At 72.5% G+C, this 26,382-nt stretch carries 13 protein-coding genes; 10 read left to right on the forward strand and 3 right to left on the reverse strand.

What is annotated here, in order from left to right:
- The first annotated feature begins 362 nt into the window (after positions 1-362).
- The 3 genes from NQZ70_RS51245 to NQZ70_RS51255 all read left to right on the forward strand — a co-directional run bounded on the left by NQZ70_RS51245 (position 363) and on the right by NQZ70_RS51255 (position 7,138).
- Positions 363-4,304: a protein kinase domain-containing protein gene (locus tag NQZ70_RS51245; RefSeq protein WP_129580738.1), complete on the forward strand. Its 3,942-nt coding sequence runs from the start codon at positions 363-365 to the stop codon at positions 4,302-4,304.
- Positions 4,305-4,607: 303 nt separating this feature from the next.
- The gene (locus NQZ70_RS51250) at positions 4,608-5,954 is read left to right on the forward strand and encodes a phenylacetate--CoA ligase family protein (protein ID WP_237244824.1); all 1,347 of its coding nucleotides are present in this window, start codon (positions 4,608-4,610) and stop codon (positions 5,952-5,954) included.
- Complete coding sequence (locus tag NQZ70_RS51255; protein WP_129580740.1) at positions 5,951-7,138, forward strand: glycosyltransferase; 1,188 nt, start codon at positions 5,951-5,953, stop codon at positions 7,136-7,138. Before NQZ70_RS51250 ends, NQZ70_RS51255 begins: the two co-directional genes overlap by 4 nt.
- A 123-nt stretch (positions 7,139-7,261) precedes the next feature.
- Here NQZ70_RS51255 and NQZ70_RS51260 read toward each other — a convergent pair whose 3' ends face one another.
- A complete protein-coding gene (locus NQZ70_RS51260) occupies positions 7,262-8,701 on the reverse strand; it encodes a sigma 54-interacting transcriptional regulator (RefSeq protein WP_129580741.1) in 1,440 nt (479 codons plus the stop codon).
- 499 nt (positions 8,702-9,200) lie between these two features.
- Between NQZ70_RS51260 and NQZ70_RS51265 the strand changes: the two genes are divergently transcribed.
- The 3 genes from NQZ70_RS51265 (at position 9,201) to NQZ70_RS51275 (ending at position 15,997) form a co-directional block, all read left to right on the forward strand.
- Positions 9,201-11,744 carry a glucosyltransferase-I gene (locus tag NQZ70_RS51265; RefSeq protein ID WP_129580742.1) on the forward strand — a complete coding sequence of 848 codons (2,544 nt, stop codon included), beginning with the start codon at positions 9,201-9,203 and terminating at the stop codon, positions 11,742-11,744.
- A 161-nt stretch (positions 11,745-11,905) separates the two neighbouring features.
- A complete protein-coding gene (locus tag NQZ70_RS51270; RefSeq protein WP_237244825.1) occupies positions 11,906-14,959 on the forward strand; it encodes a serine/threonine-protein kinase in 3,054 nt (1,017 codons plus the stop codon).
- A 33-nt stretch (positions 14,960-14,992) separates the two neighbouring features.
- The gene (locus tag NQZ70_RS51275; protein WP_129580743.1) at positions 14,993-15,997 is read left to right on the forward strand and encodes a hypothetical protein; all 1,005 of its coding nucleotides are present in this window, start codon (positions 14,993-14,995) and stop codon (positions 15,995-15,997) included.
- A 13-nt stretch (positions 15,998-16,010) separates the two neighbouring features.
- On the opposite strand, the gene NQZ70_RS51280 is transcribed toward NQZ70_RS51275, so the two are convergent.
- Positions 16,011-17,207: a hypothetical protein gene (locus NQZ70_RS51280; protein WP_165374590.1), complete on the reverse strand. Its 1,197-nt coding sequence runs from the start codon at positions 17,205-17,207 to the stop codon at positions 16,011-16,013.
- Between the two features lie 248 nt (positions 17,208-17,455).
- On the opposite strand from NQZ70_RS51280, the gene NQZ70_RS51285 reads away from it, so the two are divergent.
- The 3 genes from NQZ70_RS51285 (at position 17,456) to NQZ70_RS51295 (ending at position 22,342) form a co-directional block, all read left to right on the forward strand.
- A complete protein-coding gene (locus NQZ70_RS51285) occupies positions 17,456-19,681 on the forward strand; it encodes a substrate-binding domain-containing protein (protein WP_129580745.1) in 2,226 nt (741 codons plus the stop codon).
- A 74-nt stretch (positions 19,682-19,755) separates the two neighbouring features.
- Positions 19,756-19,989: a hypothetical protein gene (locus NQZ70_RS51290; protein WP_165374591.1), complete on the forward strand. Its 234-nt coding sequence runs from the start codon at positions 19,756-19,758 to the stop codon at positions 19,987-19,989.
- Between the two features lie 403 nt (positions 19,990-20,392).
- On the forward strand, positions 20,393-22,342 hold the full coding sequence (locus NQZ70_RS51295) for a hypothetical protein (RefSeq protein ID WP_129580747.1): 1,950 nt from the start codon (positions 20,393-20,395) through the stop codon (positions 22,340-22,342).
- A 151-nt stretch (positions 22,343-22,493) separates the two neighbouring features.
- Here NQZ70_RS51295 and NQZ70_RS51300 read toward each other — a convergent pair whose 3' ends face one another.
- Entirely contained in the window at positions 22,494-23,054 is a 561-nt protein-coding gene (locus tag NQZ70_RS51300) for a glycoside hydrolase family 11 protein (RefSeq protein ID WP_237244826.1), read from the reverse strand.
- Between the two features lie 944 nt (positions 23,055-23,998).
- Between NQZ70_RS51300 and NQZ70_RS51305 the strand changes: the two genes are divergently transcribed.
- A complete protein-coding gene (locus tag NQZ70_RS51305) occupies positions 23,999-26,305 on the forward strand; it encodes a substrate-binding domain-containing protein (protein WP_129580748.1) in 2,307 nt (768 codons plus the stop codon).
- Positions 26,306-26,382 lie beyond the last annotated feature (77 nt).

The following is a 26,382-nucleotide window of genomic DNA, read 5'->3' on the forward strand; positions in this document are numbered from 1 at the left end:
CGCTGGAGACGACGGAACGCGCGCCGTGTGACGTCGCAGGCCCGGCTGTAAACGGCGGGGCACATGTAGCGTCATTTCGCAGGCCCGGCTGTAAACGGCGGGGCACACGTAGTGTCACTTCGCAGGCCCGGCTGTAAACGGCGGGGCACACGTAGTGTCACTTCGCAGGCCCAGCCGTAAACCGCGGGCGTAGATCGGTCACCCCGCCGCAGCCCGGCGGTGCTCCTCGGCGCTCCTCCCACCTCCCCACGCCTCCACCGCCCTCCGCTCCCGCGCGCCAAGGCCGCCGGCGCCCTCGCCGGGCGCCCGGACGCCGGGATCTCGCCTCTCGGTCCGCCCTCCGTGTGATACTCGCCGTCCCGATGAAACCCGGGGACATCGTCGCCGACCGCTTCCTGATCGAGCGCCTCGCCGGGTCGGGCGGGATGGGCTCCGTCTACCGCGCCCTCGACCGGCACACCGGCGAGACCGCCGCCCTCAAGGTCATGTCCGGCCGTGGCCTCGAGCACAGCGAGCGCTTCGCCCGCGAGGCGCAGGTCCTCGCCGAGCTCAGGCACCCGGGCATCGTCCGGTACATCGCCCAGGGCGCCACCGAGAGCGGCGAGCCGTGGCTCGCCCTGGAGTGGCTCGAGGGCGAGAGCCTCGCCGACCGGCTCCGCCGCCGCGGGCTCACCGTCGCCGAGAGCGTCACCCTCGGCCTCCGCGTCGCCGAGGCGCTCGCCGAGGCCCACCGCAACAACGTCGTCCACCGCGACCTCAAGCCGAGCAACCTCTACCTCGTCGACAAGTCGGCCGAGCAGGTCAAGCTCCTCGACTTCGGCATCGCGCGCCTCACGTCGCTCGCGCCCCTCACCATGACCGGCGTCGTCATGGGCACGCCGTTCTACATGGCGCCCGAGCAGGCGCGCGGCGAGCGCGCCGTCGGGACCCCGGCCGACGTGTTCGCCCTCGGCTGCGTCCTGTTCCACTGCCTCACCGGTCGCCCGCCGTTCGTCGGCGACGACATCCACACCGCCCTCCTCCGCGTCGTGCTCGACGAGGCCCCCCGCCTCCGCGACCTCCGCGCCGACATCCCCGAGAGCATCGACGCCGCCGTCGCGCACATGCTCGCCAAGGACCCGGCCCAGCGGCCCGCGAACGGCGCCGCCGTCGCCCTCGAGCTGCTCCGCGTCGGCGAGATCAAGAGCACCCCCCCGGCGCCCGTGAGCCGGCGCGCGAGCGCGCTCACCACCGGCGAGCGGCGGACCGTCTGCCTGATGCTCGCCCGGGTGGGCCAGCCGGAACCGCCGGCCTGGCAAGGGCCCACCATGCCGATGACCCTCCCGATGACCATGCCCCTCGCGCGCACCGTCTCGGAGGACGAGGTGAAGCGCGTGGCCACCCGCTTCGGCGGGGCCCTCCAGACCCTCGCGGACGGGCTCCTGCTCATCACCCTCGAGGGGCGCGGCCTCATCACCGACCAGGCGGCGCGCGCGGCGCGGTGCGCCCTCGAGGTGCGCGACCTCCTGCCCGGCGTGCAGATGGCCCTCGTCGCGGGCCGCGGCTCCGCCGACGACCGACTCCCGATGGGCCCGACCATCGACCGCGCCGTGCGCCTGCTCGACCGCGCCGACGGCGGCTCCGTCCGCCTCGACGAGGTGATGGCCGGCCTGCTCGACGCCCGCTTCGACGTCGGCGGCGACGCGACCGGCCTCGTGCTCCGCGCCGAGCGCGACCTCGTCGAGGCGGCGCGCACCCTCCTCGGCCGGACCACGCCGTTCGTGGGGCGCGACCACGAGCTCGCCATCCTCGACGCCGTGCTCGACGAGTGCCTCTCCGAGCCGACCGCGCGCGCCGTGCTCATCACCGCGCCCGCAGGCCTCGGCAAGAGCCGGCTGCGCTACGAGTTCTTGCGCCGCGTCGAGGAGCGCGAACAGCGCGTGCAGGTCTGGCTCGGCCACGCCGACCCGATGAGCGCCGGCTCGCCGTTCGGGATGCTGCGCCAGATGCTCCGCCGCGAGGCCGGGCTGTCCGGCGGCGAGCCGCAGGAGGTCCGCGAGCAGCGCCTCCGCGCCCGCGTGGGCCGCACCCTCTCGGGCGGCGACCTCGCCCGCGTGACCGAGTTCCTCGGCGAGGTGGCGCGGATCCACTTCTCCGACGAGGGCCGGGTCGAGCTGCGCGCGGCGCGCAGCGACCCGATGCTCATGGGCGACCAGATCCGCCGCGCCTGGGAGGACTTCGTGCTCGCCGAGTGCCGCGACGAGCCGGTGCTCCTCGTGCTGGAGGACCTCCAGTGGGGCGACGTGCCCACGGTCAAGCTCATCGACGCGGCGCTCGCGCTCCGGGACCAGCCGCTCATGGTGCTCGCGCTCGCGCGGCCCGAGGTCGAGGCCGTCTTCCCGAAGGTGTGGGTGTCGCGCGGCGTGCAGGAGATCCGGCTGCGCGAGATCGGGCGCCGGGGGAGCGAGCGGCTCGTGCGCGAGGTGCTCGGCGACGCGGTGACGCCCGACCTCTGCGCGCGGCTGTGCGAGCGCGCCGGGGGCAACGCGTTCTACCTGGAAGAGCTCATCCGCGCCGCCGCCTCGGGGCGCACCGAGGCGCTGCCCGAGACCGTGCTGTCCATGGTGCAGGCCCGCCTTGAGTCGCTCGACGGCGAGGCGCGGCGCGTCCTCCGGGCGGCGAGCGTCTTCGGCCAGAAGTTCTGGCGCGGGGGGCTGATGGCGCTGCTCGGCGGCGAGCGCCGGGCCCCGCAGGTCGACGGGTGGCTCGCGGTGCTCGTCGATCGCGAGCTCATCGCGCGCCGCGGCGAGGGGAAGTTCCGGGGCCACGACGAGTACGCGTTCCGGCACGCGCTCGTGCGCGAGGCGGCCTACGCGACGCTGACCGACGCGGACCGCGCGCTCGGCCACCTGCTCGCCGGCGAGTGGCTGGAGGCCGCGGGCGAGCGCGACGCGGCGCTCCTCGCCGACCACTTCGAGCGCGGCGGCGACGCCGAGCGGGCGGTCATCTGGTTCCGGCGGGCGGCGGAGCAGGCGCTCGGGGCGAACGACTTCCGCGCCGCCATCCAGCGCGCCGAGCAGGGCGCCGCGAGCGCCGACGTGGACGGGGAGCTCTTCGCGGCGCTGCGCCTCGTCCAGGCCGAGGCGCACAAGTGGCTCGGCGAGGCCGCCGAGGCCGAGCGGTGCGCCGTCATGGCGATGAACGGCTTCCCCAGGAAGAGCGCGCTCTGGTACGCGGCGGCCGCCGAGGCGGCGTCGATGCGCGTGCGCCTCGGCATGGGCGAGAGGCTCGCGGACCTCGTCGACGAGCTCCGGGGCGGGCGGCCGAGCGGCGAGCGCGGCGGGCCGCCGGAGCTGCTCGACGAGGCGACCGGCGCCTCGGTGAGCGCGCTGGCGCGCATCGCCGGGTCGCTCCTGCACGGCGGCCAGTACGCCGCCGCCGAGGAGATCGTGCAGGAGCTCGCGCGGGTGGCGATGCCGCTCGCCGAGCGCGACGCGGCGGTGGCGGCGCGCATCCACGCGCTCCGCGCGTCGCAGGCGCTCTGCTACGGCGACCCGGCGGCGTCGCTGGAGTGGACCGAGCAGAGCATCCCGGCGTACCTCCAGACGGGCGACATCAGGAACGCGTGCCTGAGCCGGGTGAACGCGGCGCACTGCCTCGTGCAGCTCGGGGCGTACGGCCGCGCCGAGGCGGAGCTGCGCGACGCGCTCGCCGAGGCGGAGCGGCTCGGGCTCTACAACGTGGCGGCGTTCGCGAAGCAGAACCTGGGGCTGCTCTGGATCCAGCAGGGCGATCTCGGCGCGGCGCGCGCGGTCACGGCCGAGGCGGTGGAGGCGTTCGCGGCGCAGGCGAACCGGCGGCAGGAGGCGCGGTCGCGCGCCTACCTGGCGGCGATCCTGACCCGGCTCGGCAGCCTCGGGCCGGCGGACAACGAGGCGGGCGCGGCCGTGGCGATGCTGGCGCACGTGCCGACGCTCCAGGCGCTGGCGCTCGCGGTGCGCGCGCGGGTGCTGCTCGAGCAGGGCCGCGCCCACGAGGCGCTCGAGGCGGCGCGGCGCGGGCTCGGGCTGCTCGTGTCGGTCGGCGGGACCGAGGAGGGCGAGGCGCAGATCCGGCTCGTGTACGCCGAGGCGCTCCGGGCCTCGGGCCACCACGACGCGGCGCGCGAGGCGATCGCGGTGGCGATGCAGCGGCTCGTCGCGCGGGCGCAGTGGATCCGCGACCCGGCGCGGCGGCAGAGCTTCTGCCAGGCGGTGCCGGAGAACGCCAAGACGTTCGCGCTGGCGGCGCTCTGGCAGCAAGAGGCGGAGCCCACCCTGCAATGAGGCGCCGAGTCGCGGGCCGCGCGCCGCGCGCCGCGTGCCGCGTCGACGCGCGACGAGCCCGCTCGTACGGCCCCGCGGCGCTCGCCGGCCGCGCAGCGTTGGACGAAGCGCCGGCCGTGGCGGGCGCGTCCTTTCGCCGGCGCTGGAACAGCCGTGATCCGAAGTCCATCGACGACACTTCGGTTGCCGTCCGCGGGCGCGCACGAAACGAGCGCGGCGCGGCGGCCGGGGCAGCTTGACTGTTTGTCGGAGCTCCGAAAGAATCGTCCGACAGCGGATATGTATTCAGCACTCTTTCGGAACGTGCTCTTTCCTTTTTACGAGACGAAACTCCGAAGGAGGGAGACGCTGACATACCTCGAGGAGCTGAAGCGGTCCCAGTGGCGGCCGGAGAGCGAGCTGCGCGAGCTCAACTGGCGAAAGATGCTGGCGACCCTCCGCTTCGCCGAGCAGAAGGTGCCCTTCTACCGGCGCCGCTTCGCCGAATACGGCGTGCGGGTGAAGGACGTGCACGCGCCCGAGGATCTCGTGCGCTTCCCGGTCCTGACCAAGGCCGATCTCCGCGCGCACGGCGACGAGCTCATCGCGGACGGCTGGAACGGCAAGCTCTTCAGGAGCGGCACGGGCGGATCGACCGGGGAGCCGGCGCGGTTCTTCTACGATCACACCACGTACGAGTGTCGTCAGGCCGCCGCCCTGCGCGCTGACGCGTGGGCCGGCGGCCGCATCGGGGACAAGGAGCTGTACATCTGGGGCATACCGACCCACGAGCCCCGCTGGAAGAAGGTGAAGCGCACGCTGCACGAGGCGTTCATCCGGAAGAAGACGGTCAGCGCGTGGAATCTGTCGGAGGCGCGGCTCGCGGGGGTGGTGGATGAGATCCTCCGCTACCAGCCGAACCTCGTCGTCGGGTACACGAGCCCGCTCTACTACACGGCGCGCTACGCGCTCGAGGCGGGGCGCAGGCTGCCGACGCCGAAGGGGATCATCGCGACGGCGGAGCGGCTCTTCCCGCACCAGCGCGAGGTCATCGAGAAGGCGTTCCAGGCGCCGGTCTACGATCGCTACGGCTGCAGGGAGATGATGCTGATCGGCGCGGAGTGCGAGCGCCGCGAGGGCAAGCACCTCAACATCGAGAACATCTTCGTCGAGGTCCAGTGTGGCGGCCGGCTGGCGCGGCCCGGGGAGCCGGGCGAGGTGATCTTGACCGACCTCCTGTGCCGGTCGATGCCGCTCATCCGCTACAAGAACGAGGACGTGGTGATCGCGGCCGACAAGTCCTGCTCGTGCGGCCGCGGGCTGCCGCTGCTCGCCTCGGTCGAGGGGCGGGTGCTCGACATGATCGTCGGGCCGGACGGCCAGCTCCTCTCGTCCGTGTTCTTCCCCTACTTCTTCAAGGACAACCCGACGGTGGAGCGGTACCAGGTCCACCAGGACAGGTCGCGGGCGATCACGATCCGGATCGTCCCCGGCGCGGCCTACCGGCCGGAGACGTCGCAGGCGATCGAGCGCGATCTGCGCCGGTTCCTCGGCGAGCGGGCGGACATCCGGGTGGAGCTCGTCGACGAGATCCCGGTCACCTCGGGCGGGAAGTTCCGCTTCACCGTGTCCGAGGTGCCGATCGAGTTCGGGCGCGAGGCCGTGGCGTGAGCGGTGCCCCCGAGGTCCGGCCGGCGGGCGGCGAGGGGTCGCGCGCCGCGCCGGGCCAGCCCGCGAAGGTCGCCCACGTCGTGCTGTCGCTCAACGTGGGCGGGCTCGAGCGGGTGGTGCTGCGGCTGCTCGAGCGGACGGCGCGCGACCGGTTCGCGCCGATCGTGTGCGCGCTGGAGGAGCCGGGCGCGCTGGCCGAGGAGCTGGCGCGGCTCGGCGTGCCGCTCGTGGTGCTGCCGCGGCGGCCCGGGCTCGACCCGGGGCTGCCGGTGCGGCTGTCGGCGTGGCTGCGGCGCGAGGGGATCCGGCTCGTGCACACGCACAACCCGGGGCCGCACCTCTACGGCGCGCTGGCCGCGGGCCTCGCCCGGGCCGCGAGCCTGCCGGGGGGCGGGGGGCCGCGCGTCATCCACACGAAGCACGGCCGCAACTACCCGAAGCAGCGGCGGAAGGTGCTGGTCAACCGGCTGGCCGCGGCGCTCACGGACCGGGTGGTGGCGGTGAGCGACGACGCCCGCGCGGTGACGCTCGAGGTGGAGCGGGTCGATCCGGCCAAGGTGGTGACGATCCTGAACGGCGTGGACACGGACGTGTTCCGGCCGGGCGACGCGGGCGCGGCGCGGGCGCGGCTCGGGGTGCCGACGTCGGGCTACCACGTGGGGTGCGTGGCGCGGCTGTCGCCCGAGAAGGACCACGCGACGCTGCTCGCGGCGTTCGCGCGGCTCCGGGGGGTGCGGCCGGACGCGCACCTCACGCTGATCGGCGACGGCCCGCTGCGGCCGGCGCTCGAGGAGCAGGCGGCGCGGCTCGGGCTCGGCGGGGCGGTGACGTTCACGGGGACGCGCGGCGACGTGGCGGAGCTCTTGCCGGCGTTCGACGTGTTCGCGCTCGCGTCGCTGACCGAGGGGATCTCGCTGACGCTGATCGAGGCGGCGGCGGCGGGGCTGCCGATCGTGGCGACGCGGGTGGGGGGGAATCCGGAGATCCTCGAGGAGGGGTCGACGGGGCTGCTCGTGTCGCCGGGGGCGCCGGAGCCGCTGGCGGCCGCGCTGGAGGCGGTCGCGGTGCGGGAGGACCGGGCCGCGATGGGGGAGCGCGGGCGGGCGCGGGTGGTCGAGCGGTTCGGGGTGGACCAGATGGTGCGGGCGTACGAGGAGCTCTACGCCGAGGTGCTCGGGGGATAGGGCCATCTCCGATCTCGTGGAGATCGGGATCTCGCCCGATGACGGCGTATCCACCTGATACGACGATGCCACTGTGAGCCTCGGGACATCGACGGATCTGGACCACGAATCCGCGCTGTTTGCTCACCCCCCCGTGTCCTCGCCCCCGCCCGCCGCGCGTCGCGCGAGCCAGCGGCGGAGCTGGTTCCTGTGCATGCCGAGCGTCCGGGCCGCGCGCGTCACATTGCCCTGCTCACGGCGCAGCGCCGCCTCGATCTCCTCCTCGGCGGGCCACGACGCGGCCTGCCGCGAGGGCCGCTCCTCCGCCGCCGGCTGCGGCGCCCGCGCGGCGTCCTTCGCCGCCGTGCCGGTGGCGCTGCCGGACACGAGCGCCGGCGTCCCGGGGAAGGCCAGCTGCCCCGCCGACGGGGAGAGGTGATGGTCGTGCACCACCGAGCTGCCCGCGAGGTGCGCCTCCTGCGCCGCTGCCCGGATCTCGGCGGTGAGCTCTCGAATGTTCCCTGGCCACGCCCGCAGGAGGCACGCCTCGATCAGCGACGCATGCGCCCGAGGGGGCGCGCTCGCCTCGGCGCGCGCGCCGGCCGCCGCATGTCGAAGGGCCGCATCGACGAGCCACGGGACGTCCTCCGGTCGCTCCCGGAGCCGCGGCATGCGGACCGAAGGCCGCGCGATGCGGAAGAAGAGATCGTCGCGCAGCTTCCCGGCGGCCACCTGCGCCCGCAGGTCCTTGTGGGTCGCCGAGACCAGCGCGAAATCCACCTGCACGGGCCGTGACGCCCCGAGCGGGAGCACCTCCTTCGCCTCCAGCGTCCTCAGGAGCTTCGCCTGCACGCCGAGGTCGAGCTCGGCCACCTCGTCGAGGAAGAGCACCCCGCCGCGCGCGGCCTGCACGTACCCTTCGGCGTCCGCCGCGGCGCCCGAGTACGCCCCCTTGCGGGCGCCGAAGAGCAGCCGCTCGGCCAGCCCCGCGGGGATGGCCGCGCAGTTCACGGGGACGAACGGCCCGTCGCGCCGCGGGCCGAGGGCGTGGAACGCCCGCGCCGCGTGCTCCTTGCCCGTTCCGCTCTCGCCCGCGATGTGCAGCGTCGTCCCGAGGCGCGCCGCCCGGTCGATCGCGTCCCATGTGCGGGCGAGGGTCGCCCCGCGGATCGTGCCGCCGGCGCGCGAGACCCCCGCGCGGAACGGCTCGACATCGGCCAGGAGCAGGAACACCGACCAGCCCGTGCGCACGATCCGGAAGTCGGCGCCGGCGCGCGCGCCCATCAGTGGGACGCCGTCGAGCCAGGTGCCGTTCCGGCTGTCGAGATCCTCGACCTGCCACGTGCCGCCGAGCCAGCGCACGCGCGCGTGCCTTCGCGACATCCGCTGGTCGTCCAGGTGCACGCCCGCGACCTCGCACCGCCCGAGCTCGATCTCGCCGTCCTCCAGCGGGAGCACGTCGCAGCGCGGGCTGTCCACCGAGAAGATGAGCAACAGCCCGGGTTTCGGCTCCTTGGGACCGAGTTGCTCGGAGGGGAGGCCGGGCGCGTCGTCCAGGGTCGTGTTCCGTGCGGGGAGCACCACGTCCCCGCGGAGTGTAACGCGGGTCTCTCGTCCGGTGCAGAGGGCACCGGCCGCGATCGACGAGCCTCCGCGCCGTTGCTGCAATGCGGCGCGCGCGCGCAGGATGCCCGGTGGCCGGCCCGTGTGCTCGCGCAGGTGCCCGCCCATGTGCCCGGCCCGTGTGCCCGTGCCCGCGCGCGAGCCATCCGACGTGCCAGCGCGCGGAACGCGGCGCTCGGGGCTCGCTTCTATGCCGGCATCTATGGCACATGGATTGCTGTGGACCTGGGCAGGTCCATGGAGGGGTATGTCGTCCGCGCGGCGACGGGCCAGCGGAGGCTCGCCGGTCCTCGAAGGAGCTTTTCTTGCGAGCGCAGCTCGAGTGTTGGCCGCCGGGCGCGGCGAATGATCCAGCGCAACGTTCCCTCGCGTGCCAGCGGCGCGTCGGGTATCCGGCCTTCGTCGGCGTAGAGCATGGAGGCCGGCTCGTAGAGGCACATCACCGGAGGCGTTCTGAGCCATGAAACGACATCTGTTCTGGATGTGGAGCATCCTCCTCGCAGCGCTCGCGGTCGCGTGTGCGAGCGACATGTCCACGCCCTGTGGAGACGGCTACTGCCTTGCGGACTACACGTGCCGCACCCCGATTGTCGGAGCGCCGCGGTGCGTCTCGCCCGACACGCCGCGCGACGCCTGCGGCAACGGGATCCAAGAGCTCGGCGAGGAGTGCGACGAGGGCGATGTCGAGCCGGGTGACGGATGCGGCGCGAGCTGTCGTTGGGAGGTCTGCGGCAACGCGATCCTCGATCCCGGTGAAGAGTGCGACGAGGGCGATGTCGAGCCGGGCGACGGGTGCAGCGCGAGCTGCCGGCGGGAAGTCTGCGGCAACGGGATCCTGGAGAGCGGCGAGGAGTGCGACGAGGGCGATGTCGAGCCGGGCGACGGATGCGGCGCGAGCTGCCGGCGGGAAGTCTGCGGCAATGCAATCCTCGACCCCGGTGAAGAGTGCGACGAGGGCGACGTCGAGGCGGGCGACGGGTGCGGCGCGACCTGCCGGCGGGAGGTCTGCGGCAACGCGATCCCCGATCCCGGCGAGGAGTGCGACTGTGGCGCCAATGCGGTCGCGCCCCGGGACCCGTTATGCCGCGACCGCCAGAACGCGCCCGCTGGTGGGCTGTGCCGCCCGGACTGCCGGCTTCATTGCGGTGACGGCGAGAAAGCAGAAGAGGAGATGTGTGATCCCGCTGCTCCAGCGACCGTCTCCTGCGTGGATCTGCGTTTTGACTTCGGTCGCCCCGGCTGCGCGCGTGCTTGCGACTCGCTGGACGTCGAGGGCTGCGGCGAGTTCGGGTGGCGCTTCATGCATACGCCGTCCGAGTTGCCCCTTATAAGCGTGTGGGGCAGCGGGCCCAAAGATATCTACGCCGTCGGGTGGCACTCCCTGCTGCACTACGACGGCACCTCTTGGACACAAAAGTTATTGTCGCCCGGGATGCACCTGTTCGATGTGTGGGGCAGCGGTTCGAGGGACATTTTTGCCGTCGGATCCTCCGATTCCGGGAGGTTCGTCGCTGGGCTGCATTATGACGGCAGCTCCTGGACACCGATGAATTTGCCGGTCACTTGGCCTGGGGAGCTTTACGGCGTGTGGGGCAGTGGTCCGAGCGACGTCTTCGCCGTCGGATTCTCCGGTCTCGAGGCCGCCGGCGCTGTGCTGCATTATGACGGCAGCTCCTGGACATCGATGGATTTGCCGGTTACTTTGCCGGACTACGCGGCTCTCTTAGGCGTGTGGGGCAGCGGTCCGAGCGACGTCTTCGCGGTTGGGAATGCGGGAATGTTGCTGCACTATGACGGTAACTCCTGGACGCAGATGGCTCTGCCGGTCACTTTGCCGGACAACGTGAATCTCTCCGGTGTGTGGGGCAGCGGTCCGAGCGACGTATTCGTCGTTGGGGATCCGGCCATCGCGCTGCACTATGACGGTAGCTCCTGGGTACAGATGGATTTGCCGGTCGATGTGCCTCTTGCTGACGTGTGGGGTGGCGGGGCCAATGTCTTCGCCGTCGGACACCCCGGTATCGTGCTGCATTATGACGGCAGCTCCTGGACGCGGATGGTATCGCCGATCGATAGCCCCCTTCGGGGTGTGTGGAGTGGTGGCGCCAATGATGTCTTCGCCGTCGGAGGTGCCGGCGTCGTGCTGCATTTTGACGGCATGGCGCGGATAGAGCTAGAGCTGCCTTTCTCGGCCCCTGCACTGTACGGTTTGTACGATATGTGGGGCAGCGGTTCGAGCGACGTCTTCGCCGTCGGGAACTTGGGCATGGTGCTGCACTATGACGGCAGCGTCTGGACCTCGATGGCTCCGCCGGTCGCTGTTTCGCTCAGAGGCGTGTGGGGCAGCGGTCCGAGCGACGTCTTCGCCGTCGGGGACGGGGGCACGGTGCTGCACTATGACGGCAGCGCCTGGACCTCGATGGCTTCGCCGGTCGATGTACTTCTTCACGAGGTATGGGGAAGCGGTCCGGGCGACGTCTTCGCCGTTGGAGATGCGGGCGTCGTGCTGCACTATGACGGCAGCAACTGGACCTCGATGCATTGGCCGTTCGATGTGCCTCTTCACGACGTATGGGGCAGCGGTCCGAGCGACGTATTCGCCGTCGGGGACCGGGGCGTCGTGCTGCACTATGACGGCAGCGACTGGACCTGGATGGCTTCGCCGGTCACTGTTTCGCTCAGAGGCGTGTGGGGCAGCGGTCCAAGCGACGTATTCGCCGTCGGGGACGGGGGCACGGTGCTGCACTATGACGGCAGCGCCTGGACCTCGATCGCTTCGCCGGCTTATGCGCATTTCATGGACGTGTGGGGAAGCGGTCCGAGCGATGTCTTCGCCGTCGGGGACGGGGGCACGGTGCTGCACTTCGACGGGGTATCCTGGCTGCCCGTTGGCTGGGACCCTCTGGATGTGGTGGCTGTATGGGGCACCTCCACCAGCGACGTGTTTTTCCTCGGCGAGCAGGGGCGCAGCTATCGGCTCGTCCGGACGCCGCTCCGTCCTTGAAGGCGGAGGACGGAGGCTCGCCTCGGCCGGCTTCGTTCAGCGATGGACGCCCTGGAGCATCCCCGCACGCCCCCGGCACCTCCGGGAACCGGCCCACCGCTCCCTCGACGGCCAGGCTCCCGGCTCGCCTGGATCCATGGGGTGCGCCCAGCGGCATTGGCATGAGCCCGCTGAACGGAATATGCTCGGCACGCATGGTCGACGCCGGCGGCAGCTGTTCCGATGACGAGGCAGCGGTCATCCAGTGGCCGGGCCGGAGTGGACATCGACAGGTAAGGCAGGAAGTCGGCCCGTCGATGACCCTGATCACCGAGGCGGCGCATCTCCGCGCGGTGCCGATCGCCTACTATCCGCGCGCGGACGAGCGCCCCGCGGCGATGACGATCGGTTCTTCGCGACCAGCGTCGCACGAACTGCCCGTCGCCGCCGGGATCTCGCTCGGCCATTACGAGCTCATTCGCGAGCTCGGCCGCGGGGGCATGGGCACGGTCTTTCTGGCCCGCGACGTCCGGCTGGGCCGCCTCGTGGCCATCAAGCTCCTCACCACGCTGACCGGCTCCCGGCTCGACCGATTCCTCGTCGAGGCCCGCGCCACCGCGCTCTGCAAGCACGAGAACATCGTGACCATCCACGATGTGAACGAGCACGACGGATACCCCTACATGGTGCTCGAATACATCGAGGGCCAGAGCCTTCGCGCGTGGATGACGCAGCGCGGGCCGGCGGGCGCCGCGAGAGGCATCGCCGCCACCCCCGTACCGGCGAGCGCGGCGGTGGAGCTGATGGTGCCCGTCGTGCGCGCCCTCGCGTGCGCCCACAAGCTCGGCATCGTGCACCGCGATCTCAAGCCGGAGAACATCATGCTGGAGGCGTCCGGCGCCATCAAGGTGCTCGACTTCGGCATCGCCAAGCTGCTCGATGCCCATGCCGCCTCCGCGCGCGATGGGCGCGCTCCTCCCGCCCCTACGGATCTCACGGGCGAGCTGCCCCTCACGCGCGACGGCGCGGTCATGGGCACGCTCGCCTACATGTCCCCCGAGCAGCGGGCCGGAGAGGAGATCGACCACGCCACGGATATCTGGGCTGTCGGGATCATGCTCCACGAGCTCGTGACCGGCGCGCACCCGTTCGATGAGGCGAGGACGCCCAGCTCCGCGCGTCCCGCCGCGCTCGACGCGCCGGTCCGGGCGCTCGGCGCGGCGCGGGGCGAGCTCGGCGCGCTCGGCCCGATCGTCGAGCGGTGCCTGCGCAGGCAGAAATCCGAGCGCTTCGCCTCGGCGCAGCAGCTCCTCGCCGAGCTCACGCCGCTCCTGCCTGGACGCCGCGAGATCGTCCTCGGCGCCGCCGAGAGTCCTTTCGCCGGCCTCTCGGCGTTCCAGGAGGTCGACGCCGACCGCTTCTTCGGCCGCGAAGACGACATCGCCGGCATGGTCGCGCGCCTGAAGAGCCAGCCGCTCCTCGCCATCGTCGGCGCCTCGGGCGTGGGGAAATCATCGCTGGTGAGGGCGGGGATCATCCCGGCGATCAAGCGCTCCGGGGCCGGGTGGGCGTCGCTCGTCATGCGGCCCGGGCGCGAGCCCATGGCGGCGCTCGCCGATCTGCTCACCCATCCATCCCTCCGGGAGAAGACCGAGGCCGATGCGCCCGAGGCGCTCGCCCGCGACACCGCGCGCAGGCGGCTCATCGACCGGCTGCGCGCCGAGCCCGGCCATCTCGGCGCCGAGCTGCGCGCGTGGGCTGCCCGGAACCAGCGCCGCGTCGTGCTGTTCGTCGATCAGTTCGAGGAGCTCTACACGCTCTCGTGCGACGCCCGCGAGCGCGCCGCCTTCTTCTCGTGCCTCGAGGGCGTCGCCGACGACGCCTCCTCGCCCCTCCGCGTCATCCTCTCCACCCGCTCGGATTTCATCGAGCGCGTGGCCGAGGACAGGCGCTTCATGGCGGGGGTTACCCGCGGCCTCGTGTTCCTCTCGCCCGTCGGCCGGGAAGGGCTGCGCGAGGCGCTCTTGAAGCCGGTCCAGGCGGCGCGGTACGAGATCGAGGACCCGGCGATGGTCGAGGGCATCCTCGATGTGCTGGAGACGACCCCTGGCGCTCTTCCCATCCTGCAGTTCACCGCGGCCAGGCTGTGGGACATGCGCGACCGCGAGCGGCGGCTCCTCACGCGGGCGAGCTACGAGGCCATCGGCGGCGTGGCGGGCGCGCTGGCGAGCCACGCCGACGCGGTGCTGGCCGGGCTCAGCGGCCGCCAGGCGAAGCTCTGCCGCGCCATCCTCGAGCGCCTCGTCACGCCCGAGCGCACGCGGGCCATCGCCAGCCTGGAAGAGCTCCGCGAGCTGCCCGGCGACGGCGACCCCGACGAGCTCGAGAGCCTCGTCCACCTGCTCGCCGACGCGCGGCTCCTCGCCATCGAGACCGGGCGCGACGACGTCGGCAGCAAGGTGGAGATCGTGCACGAGTCGCTCATCGCGCGCTGGCCGACGTTGCTGCGCTGGCTCGACGAGAACCAGGAAGACGCCGTGTTCCTCGACAAGCTGCGCGCCGCGGCCCGGCACTGGGCGTCGAGCGGCGGCGCCGACGACCTCCTGTGGCGCGGCAAGCTCGCCGAGGAGGCGCGCCGCTTCCGGGAGCGCTCCGAGCGCCGGCTGCCCGAGCGCGAGCAGCGCTACCTCGACGCCGTGATCGGGCTGGCCGGCCAGGCGCAGCGCAGGAAGCGCAACCTCATCGTCGGGACCATCGCGAGCCTGGCCCTCCTGGTCGTCGGCGCCACCGCGGGCATCGTCACGGTGGTGCGCCAGAACCGGGTCATCAGCGCGCAGCTCGCGGACATCCGCCGGACCGAGGACAGCCTCGAGGAGGCGCTCGCGAGAGAGACGGCGTCCCGGCAGGCCGCCGAGCAAGCGAGGATGAGCACGGAAGAGCAGCGGAAGCGGGCGGAGCTGCTGCAGAAGGAGGCCGAGGAGGCCAGGGACAGGGCCGAGGCCGAGGCCGAGCGGGCGCGCGCCGCGGCCGGCGAGGCGCGGACGGCGCGCGACGAGGCGCGGACGTCCGAGGCCGAGGCGCGGCGCGCCAAGGCCCAGGCCGACGATGAGCGGGCCAGGGCCGGCGTCGAGGAGCGGAAGGCCAAGCAAGCCGCGGACGACGAGCGACGCAGCAAGGAGGAGCTGGAGCAGCTCATCCAGCGCTCCGTCGGGCGGATCCGGGACCGCTTGAGGTAAAGCGCGCGCCGGGGGATCATCGCGCCATCCCCCGTGCAGAGGACGCCGACGAGCGCGCGCGCCGCGATCTGTTCATGGCTCTCGATCGCGATCGTCGCGTCCCGGGCCGCGCCCGCGTGGGCTCAGGCCGAGGCGGCGTTGCCCCCCTGGCACGAGGGCGTCCCGGAGGCGCGCAAGCATGCGGCGCTGGAGCTCTTCATGCAGGGGCGGGACCTGCACCGGAGGATGGTGCTCGGCGACGCCAAGAAGAAGTACGAGGAAGCGCTCGCCCTGTGGGAGCACCCGGATCTCCGGTTCTACCTGGGCAGGGTGCTCAAGATGATGGGCATGCCGCTGCTCGCCTACGAGAACCTGCGCCTGTCGCTCCGGTGGGGGCCGGCGTCGCTCGATCCGGAGGACCATGAAGAGGCGCGCGCGCTGATGAAGGAGCTCGTCGAGCGGGAGCTCGCCGCCGTCGAGATGCGCTGCGATGAGCCCGGCGCCGCGGTGCTGCTCGACGGGAGGCCGTGGTTCGTCGGTCCGGGCTCGGCGCGCCGGTTCGTGACGCCGGGAGAGCACGTCATCAGCGCGCGGAAGGAGGGGTATTTCCCCCTCGTCGAGCCCGTCGTCGTGCTCGCCGGGGCGCAGGCCTCGGGCGCGCTCACGCTGAGCGCCGACGGCCTCGTCACGGTGCGCCGGTGGGCCGCGTGGAAGCCGTGGGCCGTGGTCGGGGCCGGCGCGGGCCTCGGGCTGGCGGGCGCGGTGTTGCGCTGGCAAGCCGACGAGCACCTGGACGTGGCGGAGCAGCGATTCGAAGAGACCTGCACGTCGAGCTGCGTCCCGACGACGACCGACACGACCAGCCGGGGGCTCACGGAGAGCCGCGTCGCCACCGGCCTGTTCATCGCCGGCGGCGCGACCCTGGCGGCAGGCGCGGTCCTGGTGTTCCTCAACATGCCGCGGACGTATCGCAGCGAGGATCGAGGCGGCGTGGAGCTCCGGATCGTGCCCGCGGCGTCGGGCGCGATCGCCGGGCTGTCGGCGCGGCTCTCCTTTTGAGCCGCCGAGATGCCTATTCGCTCGGATCGAGCTCGATCCCGACGGTCCACGCGCCGCCCTTCCCCTCGTCGCGCACGGTCGCCCGCCCCGCGGCCACGTCGAGATCGAACGCCGGGTCGCCGCCGTTCGGGGTCGTGTTCCCGTCGTGGACGCGGGCGACCTGGTCCCCCTCCACCGCGCACTCGGAGACGCCGGTCGTGCCCGCGCCGTAGAGCATGCGGCCGCCGCACTCCAGGCGCGTGAGGCACCGGCCGCCCCGCGCGAGCGGCGAGACGCGCAGCGTGCACCGCGCGCCCGGCTTCACCGGGCTCGGCCCCGTCGATCCGGTGACCCGCGCGGACCGGCGCAGCGCCTTGCCGGTGGCGTCGAGGAGCGGCTCTCCCTTCACGGGCGCGCTCTGGTACGGCAGCGTGAGCTCGACGCGGTATGCAGGCGCCGAGTCGCGCCAGACCGCGCCGGCCTTGCGGATGCTGTCGATCGAGACCTCGGCGCGCTCCCCGGCGCGCGAGCCCTTGTCCTGGTACGAGAGGGCATAAACATACGTGCCAGGCGCCGAGCCCGAGTCCTCCTCCACACCGCTGCTGAACATCGACATGCCGTTGAGCGAGTCGCTCGATCGATAGATCGGCTTGCCGCCGCAGACGATCTCCAGCGCAGGCACGTGGATGCTGTCGCCCGAGCTCGCGAGCTCCGCCTCGACGGTGCACGGCGCGCCGGCCGCGAGGGGGAGCCCGGTGGCGCGCGCGACGGTCGCCTTCCAGGTCGCCGTCGCGGTCCGCGAGGGCTCTTCGGGAGGCGGCGCGGCCGGCTCCGGCGGCGCCGGCGGCGCCGGCGCGGGCTCGGGCGGCGGCGGCACCGGGGCGGGCTCGGGCGGCGGGGCCGCGGCCGGCCGCGGCGGGCCCTGGATGGCGTAGGACTCCGGCCGCTTCATCGCGTAGCCCGCGACCATGGCGCAGAACCCGAGGCCCGCGAGCGTCGCCAGGATCGGCACGGCCAGCGAGCGCCTCGGCCCGCCTCGCACCGCGTCGAGCTCGCGGCCGAGCTCGTCGAGCACGCGGCGGGCCTCGTCCATCTGACGCTCGAGCTGCTCGACGCGCGCCGCCCGGCCGTCGTCCCGCTGCTCCTCGAGCTCCTTTTTGGCCGCCGCGAGCTGCTCCTCGAGGCTGTCCACGCGCCCGCGCAGCGCGTCCCGTTCGTCGCGGTACCGCATCGCACAACGATAGCACCCGCGGCTCGCCCGAGGCGCGGGCGCCGGAGCGCCTCGCGCCGCGGGGCGACGGCGGCCCGGTATCGTGGGGCTCGTGGGGTGGCCGTGTCCGCGGTCTGACGGTTCGCTCCGGATTCCGCGGCAGAATGCCAGACTTCTCGCCCGGGCCCCCGGTCCAGCGTGTACGCTGGACGGGTCCGCAGCCGTCGTGGGGAGGGCGACCTGGGTATGACAGCAGGAGGCCGTCGGAAATGGGTCAGGGTCGCCAGCGCAGTGGGGTGCCGTTGCCGGAGCAGTGGGGCGACCTGCCCGGCACCGCGTCGCGGCAGGCCAGGGGAGCCTCCGGCGCAGCGGCGCCGCGCGGGGCGGCCAGCCCTCGCACCATCGGCGTCGTCGCCCCCTTTCTCTCCGGCGCGTTCTGGGGCCCTGTCCTGATCGGCATTCACGAGGCGGCCCAGCACCGCGGCCATCGCACGCTGGTGCTGCGCGGCACGCCGTCCGAGGTCCAGGCGCCCTCGCTCGGGAGGGAGCAGGTGGACGGGTGGATCGTCATCATCGAGTTCGACGGCCTCTCGGAGCTCGCGCGCGCGGGGGTCCCGTTCATCACGCTCGGCGCCCGTCCCGCCGATATCGACTGCCCGGCCGTGCTCCCGGACAACCACGGCGGCGTCCGGAGCGCGGTGCTCCACCTGATCGAGCACGGGCACCGGCGCATCGCGTTCGTCGGCAACTTCGCCGCGTACGACGTGCGCGAGCGCCGCGACGCCTACAAGGACACGCTCGCCGAGGCGGGGATCCCCTTCGACCCCGCTCTCGTCATCCCGTGCGATAACAACATGTACAGCGGCGGCCGGGCCGTCGCGCCCGAGCTCCTCGCGCGGCTGCCCGGGTGCACGGCGGCGGTCTTCGGCACGGACAAGAACGCGCTCGGGATGATGTCCGCGCTGAAGGCGGCGGGCGTCCGCCTCCCCGAGGATTTCGCGATCATCGGCTTCGACGACGTCGCGGAGGCGCAGAGCGCCGATCCGCCGCTGACCACCGTGCGCCAGCGGTTCGAGATGATGGGGAGCGCCGCGTGCGAGCTCATCTTGACGATGATCGCCGGCGAGCGCTTCCCGGCCGGGGGCGTGCGCACGGCGAACGCGCTAATCCAGCGGAGCTCGTGCGGGTGCAACGTGATCCAGAACTTCCTCGACGCGACGGCGTCGCCGGCGCCCGAGGAGGACGCCGAAGATGCCGTCGCCCGGCAGATGGTCGAGCTCTTGATCCTGCCCAGGCCGCTCCCGCCCGACACCCCGCCGACCGACGTATGGCCGGCGGTCACGCGGGTGGTCGACATGTATTTCTCGGTGCTCCGCGGCGGCGCGCCGGCGCCGGCCGCCGAGCTCGAGCGCGCTTATCGGCAGGCGGTCGACATCACGCCCGATCTCGGCGCCCTGCTGGCGACGGCGCGGCTCCTGGGCCAGCTCCCCGAGCGGCGCGGGGCGCCCCTGGACGCCGCGGCCCGGCGCCGGGTGGAAGACTTCCTGGAGCTCGCGCGCCTCGCGATCGCGCGGGCCCGGCTCGCGGCCGAGACGCAGTATGTCCACCAGCTCGGGGTGCTCGCGAGGACCAATTACGAGGTGAGCTTCACGCTGCTCGGCGGCACTCAGCAGGAATACAGGTCGCTCTCGTGGCTCGAGACGACCACGGTGGTGTGGGGCTGCCTTGCCTTGTGGGAGGACCCGGCGGCGCGCGCGGGCCTCGTCGTCGCCGGCGCCTACAGCTGCGACGGCAGCCCGGTCCCCCCGGACGGCAGCCGCTGCCGGCTGGAGGCGTTCCCGCCGGCGGAGATGCTGCCGCCCTCGGCCACGGACGGCACGTACTCGGTGTTTCTCTTGCCGATCCGCTCTGCCCAGCGCGATTGGGGGATCCTGGCGCTCGTCGGCCCGACCATCGTGGCGATGACCGGCGACGAGGGCACGGTCGCGATCTGGGGGACGCTGCTCGGCGCGGCGCTGGAGCGCGACGCGCTCGTGGAGTCGCTGTCGGCGCAGCACGTCGACCTGCAGAAGGCCTATGCGAGCGAGCGCGCGCTCTCGGAGACGGTGCGCGAGCTGGGCTGTCCGCTCATCCCGCTGCTGCCCGGCGTGCTGCTCGTGCCGCTGATCGGGATGATCGACGGCGGCCGCGCCCAGCAGGTGCTGGAGAAGGTGGCCGAGGGGGTGAGCCGGCACGAGGCGCTGTGCGTGCTGCTCGATCTCACGGGCGTCCCGTTCGTGGACGCCCAGGTCGCGCATTCCCTCGGCATGACGAGCCGCGCGGCCGCCATGCTCGGGGCGCGGGTGTATCTGGTCGGCGTGCGGCCCGACATCGCGAGGAGCCTCGTCGACGTCGACCTCGGCGCGCTGGCGACGTTCTCGTCGCTGTCGGCGGCGCTCCGCGAGCTCGCGCCGGCGCGCGGGCGCTCGCTCAAGGCCCGGCGGGGCGCGCGCTAGCTCGCAATCTCGATCGAGCTTCGACGCCTCGAATCAGCGGGCTTTCTCGGCCGTGCTGGCACTATCATCGCCCCGTGCACCTCGAGTTCATCGGCGCCGCCCAGACCGTCACCGGATCCATGCACCTCCTGAGGACGCGTGACGCCACCGTCCTCCTCGACTGCGGCCTCTACCAGGGCCGCCGCGCCGAGTCCTTCGAGCGCAACCGCCACCTGCCGCTCCCGGTCCACGAGATCGTGCACGGCGCCCACGGCCGCAGCAGATCCTCGCGGGCCTGCTCCGCGCGCGCGGGCACGGCGAGGTCGTGATCCCGGCGCCCGGCGATCGCCTGGAGATCGCCTGATCGACGGCCCCTCGGAGGCGGGCACAGCCGCGGGGACGTCGACAGCCACCTTGAGCGCGGCGGCGGCCCCGCCCGGCCCGAGCGCGCCAACGGCGGCGGCGAGCACGATGCGCCGTGCGCCTCGCGACCTCCGCTCGGGACGGGGGCCCGTGACATCTCCAGAGCGCCCGCTTGAATGGGGCGCTCCGAGCCGGCATCAAAGCCGGGCGTAACCATGGATCCATGGAGGACGCATGAACATGCACCGCACGCTCATCGGTTTGGCCGTTCTGGGGTTGACGTCCCTCTCGTCCACGGCGGCTCTCGCGCGAGTCGCCGTGAGTCAATTGACCACCGAGCCGAACGACTCGTCAGACAGCTCGGTCGGGGTGACCCGACTGAATTCGATGCAGGTGAGCGTCCGGGTGACACAGCCCGAGGAGGTCTACGCCGTCGAGGCGGAGTACGCCGGGGTGACGATCCCGCTCACGCGCAACCAGGTCAACGGCATGCATACCGGGAGGTTCGACCTGACCCCGATCCCCTACGGTCCGTACACCCTCAAGGTCACCGCGTACGACAGGTACGGGGAAGCTTCGTCGGTTCAGCGACTCGTGCACCGGTACGCGCCCCCGACCATGTGGGTGGTCAGCCCACGCCCCTACACCCCGATCACCAGGGACACCCCCATCGTCGCGAGGTGTGTCGGAACTCCCCCCTACTCGTGCTTCAATTTCAGGGCGGTCGTGTCCAGCCAGATGCGCAAGGCTGAGGCGCTGAAAGGGGAGCCGTCGACGCTGCCAGGTGCGATGGAGATCATCTTGCCCCCATTGTCACCTCCGCTCCAGTCGGGCGAAGTGCTCACGATCAGGCTCCAGTCCGAGAACCCCGGCGGCGGCCCTTTGACGATGCCGACCAGCTATGGCATGTACGCCCCCGTCTACTACGTCGAGGAGAGCCCGAAGCTCTCCGTGGTGCAGCGCGCCCCCGGCGCCATCATCGATTTCGACGCGACGCGCATCCTGTTCCTCGATCACAACTACCTGCTCGGCGTCGTCGACCGCGCGACCGAGCTGGTCACCTACATCGGGGAGCTCCAGCCGCCCACCCCCCATACCACGACCGAGGATTACGGCGCCCTCACGCCGTCAGGGGTCGTGATGCAGTCGTGGAACGGGTACCTCTTCGCGTGGGCGAACGGCCTCTTCAGCAGGACCGAGAGGCGAGGATGGATCGACGCGGTGAACGGCGACTCGCTCCTCTGGATGACGCCCGACGAAGACCGAATCAACCTGCTCACGCTGACCACGGACGTCGATACGACGTTCCATCTCAGGCCAGGCACCACCACACCGTTTCAAGCCGACATCGCGGATTCCGGCGACATCTACTACAGCACGTACGAGGAACCGTCGATCCGCGGCCCGGGCGAGCTCCGGCTCGGCGACCATCCCGGGTACCTGCAGCGGCCGATCACGGACGGCACGAACGTCGCCGGCCGGTGGTGGAACGGGGCCGTCTGCTCGAGCTACCTCTATACAGCGGACGGCCAGGAGGTGTTCCTCGGCGACTCGAGGCAAGGCAACGCCGCGGGGCTGCTCCTGCATGCGGGGTATACGGCGTTCCTGAAGAGCGACGGCGCCGCCAATCAGGTCTGGGTGCGGACCCCGGCGGGTGATCTGCACCAGCTCAGCGACCTCCCGACGTCGAGCCGGTTCGACCAGCAGAGGCTCCGCATCGGGCACGACGGCATCAGCGATACGGGGGATGTCGTGTTCCTGAACGACGGGAAACGTTACATCGGGCGCCCGGGGGAAGAGCCTGAAGAGATCGGCTCCGATCTCGGTCATGCGCGCTGGTTCGATGGGGGCTGGTACGTGACGCTCGGCAACACGCTGTTCGAGGTAGCGGCCGGCGACGGGACGACGGGAGATGGCGCGGTCGCGACGGAGGGGATGGCCGGGCGCCCCGTCATGGAACGACCGCAGGAGGGGCTTGAGCTCATGTACACGGCGCCGCTCGCCTCCGAGGCCGCCGAACCGCCGGCGCCGGATCCCGGCGACCCCGAAGCCGCCCCGGACACCTTCGACGACCTCGAGGCGGCGCCGCTCTCCGGCGATCTCGCCAGCGCCGGCGCGCTCGGCGCTCCGCCGCCGGCCGCCATGGGCTGCAGCGCCGGCCGGAGCGCCGCCGGCCAGAACGCAGGTTTGCAAGGTGCCGCCGCGCTCGCCTCGGCGCTCGTGGGGCTCACGCTCTCGCGACGCGGCCGCAGGCGCTGCTCATCGACGGCTCCTCGGGCGGCGCTCGCCACCGGGCCTGCTCGAGAGCGTTCCTCCTGACGCGCGGCGGTCACCTCGCTCGCCAGCACCCTATGCCGCGCCGTCGCCCTCGGGGATGAGGTGGCGGCCCGGGTCGTTCACGAGGCGATCGGTCGGCTGCTCGGCTGCCGGGATCGAGAGTTGAGCCCGTTGGCTGTCTCCGGGGCCAGGCTCATTTCACGACGAACTTCGCCGTCGTGAACTTGACCGTCCCGCTGTTGTTCTGGGCCTCGACCAACAGCTTGATCTCGTGCAGATTCCCCAGGGGAAGGCCGAGCGCTTCCCACTTGGTGAAGTGTTCGGAAACGGAGATGGTGCCGCACGTGCGCGCCGTCCGCCGGATGCTGAAATACTGATCGAACGTTGCGCTCGGACCCGTGATGGCCGGCTTGTTGACGCGGGTCTTCTTCCACACGTCGTAGGTCTCGCCATCGGCGGTGAGCGTGCCCACCTCGTCCCGCGGCGTCCCGTCGGAGGAAAAACCCGCCGGCTTTACGCTCCCCCAGTCGTCGAGGATGTAGAACTCGCGCAGCGGATTGACGGTCCAGCCGTAGATGCCGATGTACGTCAAGCCGCCGTTCTCCTCCGTCTTTGTATGCGCGAACTCCGCCGAGATGGTGCCGATCTGGGTGTGCTTCTGGGTTTGGTTGTAGTCGAGCCCGACGCGCGCCAAGAAATCCTCGACGTTGTTCCATTTCGCGCTGAACGTGGCGTCGACGCGGTGCACGGTCATGCAGCCCGACCCGCCTCCTTCCGCCCAGAGCTCGTAACCGTAACCATTGCCCGCATTGCCTCGGCTGTTCGAGCAATACTCCATGCCTCCGGTCAGGGGCGTCGCTGGCGGGCAGGTCTCCGCGCCGCCGCCCGTGCCCCCGCCGCCGTCGCCGGTGGAGCCTCCCTCACCGGTCGCTCCGCCCGCACCCGCGAGCCCACCGCTGCTGCTCGCGCCGCCGCTCCCCGTGACGCCAGCGCTAGCGGGGGCAGCGCCCCCGCCCCCGCCCCCGGCGCCCGGTTGACCACCGCTTCCGCCTTCGCCGGTGGATCCTGCGATCGATCCGCCGCTCCCGCTTCCGTCCTTCCCCCCTTCGGAGTCGGCACAGCCCGTGAAGGCCGCGGCAGCCAGACAAGCGGCGAGGGTACCCAGCGACCAACGGGACGGAACGATAGCCTTCATGGTCGGAGCATGCCGGGTATGCACATTTGGATCAAGCGAGGCGAACCGTCGAAAGGAGAGCTCGTCGTCGGGTTGCCGCGTCGGGCAGAAGTTTCCATGTGAGCGCGAACATCCACTTCATTTCGCCGCTCCGACGCCGCCGGGTGAGGACCATAAGGTCCCCACGCCCGTGAAGCGGAAATGACGCTGAGCAAAGCATCGTTTCCTCCGGCGGCGACGACGGCAAGGTGGGCTGGTCCGGGGTCGATGGTCCAGGCTTCAACAGCACGGACGCCGGGGCGCGGAGCGGGCGGAGCCCCGACGAAATCATGCTTGGCTCGCCCGCGCAAAGCCGCCGCGAAGCGGCGCGGAAGGCTGGCGATCCCCGGCCGGACCGCGGACGGGCGGAACGAGGGCATCGCTGCGTTCCACACCGCCCACCCGAGATCGGCTAGGGATCGCGCTGGCCTCCGGGCCGGAGGCGCAGCTGCATGGGGTCGAGCAGACCGGGAGGGAGCACGAGGATGGGTCAGGGAGGGCGGGACAGCGGCGTCCCGGTGCCGGAGCAGTGGGGCGAGCTTCCCAGCGACCCGGGGCAGGGCTCGGGACGAGGGGCCAGCTCCCTCCCTCCCGCGCGCAGCTCCCTCCCGCCCGCGCGCAGCACCGTCCCTCCCGCGCGCCGCACGACGGCCCCGCCGCTCCATGGCGCGGCACCCGCCGCCGCGGACCGCCCGCTCACCGTCGGCGTCATCACCCCCTTTCTCGACGGGTCGTTCTGGAACCCCGTCCTGATGGGCATCCATGCGTCGGCCCAGCAGCTCGGGCTCCGCACGCTGGTGCTGCGCGGCACGCCGTCCGAGGTCCAGGCGCCGTCGCTCGCCCGGGAGCAGGTGGACGGGTGGATCGTCGTCATCGAGCTGCACGGCATCGAGGCGCTCGCGCGCGCGGGGGTCCCGTTCATCACGGTCGGCACCCGCGCCGCCGAGGTCGACTGCCCGGCCGTGATCCCGGACAACCGCGGCGGCATGCGGAGCGCGGTGCGCCACCTGATCGAGCACGGGCACCGGCGCATCGCGTTCGTCGGCTACTTCGACGCGTACGACGTGCGCGAGCGCTTCGCGGCCTACAAGGACACGCTCGCCGAGGCGGCCATCCCCTTCGATCCCGATCTGGTCGTCCGGAGCGACAACAACTGGTACAGCGGCGGCCAGGGCGCCGCGCCCGCGCTCCTCGCGCTGCTGCCCGGGTGCACGGCGGCGGTCTTCGGGACCGACAAGAACGCGCTCGGCATGATGCCGCTGCTGAAGGCGGCGGGCGTCCGCATCCCCGAGGATCTCGCCATCGTCGGCTTCGACGACGTGGTGGACGCGCAGGGCGTCGATCCCCCGCTGACCACCGTGCGCCAGCGGTTCGAGATGATGGGGAGCGCCGCGTGCGAGCTCATCGTGTCGATGGTCGCCGGCGAGCCCTTCCCGGCCGAGGGCGTGCACACGGACAACGCGCTCGTCGTGCGGAGCTCGTGCGGGTGCCACACGGTCGAGGAGTTCCTCGACCGGGAGGACGCGGCGTCCGAGGAGGACGCGCGCGGCGCCCTGGCGCGGCAGATGGTCGAGCTCTTGCTCCTTCCCCGGCCGCTCCCGCCCGACACCCCGCCGAGCGAGATCTGGCCGGCGGTCGCGTCGGTGATCGACGGCTACTTCGCGGCGCTCCAGGGCGCCGCGCTGCCCTCGGCGGCCGAGCTCAGGTGCGCCTGCCGGCAGGCGGTCGACATCACGCCCGATCTGGGGACCTTGCTGGCGGCGATCCGCCTGCTGGGCCAGCTCCACGAGCGGCGCGGCGCGCCCCTGGACGCCGCGGCCAGGCGGCGGGTGGACGCCTACCTGGAGCTCGCGCGCCTCGCGATGGCGCGGGCCCGGCTCGAGGCCGAGACGCACGTCGTCCAGACGCTCGGGGTGCTCGCGAGGACCAATTACGACGTGAGCTTCGCCCTGCTCGGCGGCACCCAGCAGGCGTCGCGGTCGCTCTCGTGGCTCGAGACGACCACGGTGGTGTGGGGCAGCCTTGCCTTGTGGGAGGACCCGGAGGCGCGCGCGGGCCTCGTCGTCGCCGGCGCCTACAGCCGCGACGGCAGCCCGACCCCGCCGATCGGCAGCCGCTGCCCGGTGGAGGCGTTTCCGCCGGTGGAGATGCTGCCGCCCTCGGCCACGGACGGCACGCACATGGTGCTGCTGTTGCCGATCCGCTCTGCGCGGCGCGACTGGGGGATCCTGGTGCTCGTCGGCCCGACGCACGTCGCCATGACCGGCGACGAGGGCACGGTCGCGATCTGGGGGACGCTGCTCGGCGCGGCCCTGGAGCGCGACGCGCTGGTGGAGTCGCTCTCGGCGCAGCACGCCGATTTGCAGAAGGCGTATGCGATCGAGCGCGCGCTCTCGGAGACGGTGCGCGAGCTGGGCTGTCCGCTCATCCCGCTGCTGCCCGGCGTGCTGCTCGTGCCGCTGATCGGGATGATCGACGCCGGCCGCGCCCGGCAGGTGCTCGAGAAGGTGTCCGAGGGGGTGAGCCGGCACAGGGCGCTCCGCGTGCTGCTCGATCTCACGGGCGTTCCGTTCGTGGATGCCCAGGTCGCCGACACGCTGGGGGTGACCAGCCGCGCGGCCGCGCTGCTCGGAGCGCGGGTCTATCTGGTCGGCGTGCGCCCCGAGATCGCGATGAGCCTCGTCGGCGTCGACCTCGGCGTCCTGGCCACGTTCTCGTCGCTGTCGGCGGCGCTCCGCGAACTCGCGCCGGTGGGGAAGCGCGCGCGCAAGGCGGCGCGGCGGGCGCGCTGAGGGCGGCCGCGGCCGCACGCCGGTCGAGGCCGCGCGATCGTGAGCCGCTCCGCCTGGCGCGCGGCGGGGCGCCTTGA

The sequence above is a fragment of the Sorangium sp. So ce836 genome, assembly GCF_028553905.1.
In the GTDB taxonomy this organism is placed as follows: domain Bacteria; phylum Myxococcota_A; class Polyangia; order Polyangiales; family Polyangiaceae; genus Sorangium; species Sorangium cellulosum_D.

What these genes read in the sequence shown, in the direction of transcription:
- NQZ70_RS51300 (WP_237244826.1), bottom strand. Translation starts at nt 23,054, where the DNA reads ATGACCGTGCACCGCGTCGACGCCACGTTCAGCGCGAAATGGAACAAC.
- NQZ70_RS51270 (WP_237244825.1), top strand. Translation starts at nt 11,906, where the DNA reads ATGAGCCCGCTGAACGGAATATGCTCGGCACGCATGGTCGACGCCGGC.
- NQZ70_RS51285 (WP_129580745.1), top strand. Translation starts at nt 17,456, where the DNA reads ATGGGTCAGGGTCGCCAGCGCAGTGGGGTGCCGTTGCCGGAGCAGTGG.
- NQZ70_RS51265 (WP_129580742.1), top strand. Translation starts at nt 9,201, where the DNA reads ATGAAACGACATCTGTTCTGGATGTGGAGCATCCTCCTCGCAGCGCTC.
- NQZ70_RS51245 (WP_129580738.1), top strand. Translation starts at nt 363, where the DNA reads ATGAAACCCGGGGACATCGTCGCCGACCGCTTCCTGATCGAGCGCCTC.
- NQZ70_RS51280 (WP_165374590.1), bottom strand. Translation starts at nt 17,207, where the DNA reads ATGCGGTACCGCGACGAACGGGACGCGCTGCGCGGGCGCGTGGACAGC.
- NQZ70_RS51305 (WP_129580748.1), top strand. Translation starts at nt 23,999, where the DNA reads ATGGGTCAGGGAGGGCGGGACAGCGGCGTCCCGGTGCCGGAGCAGTGG.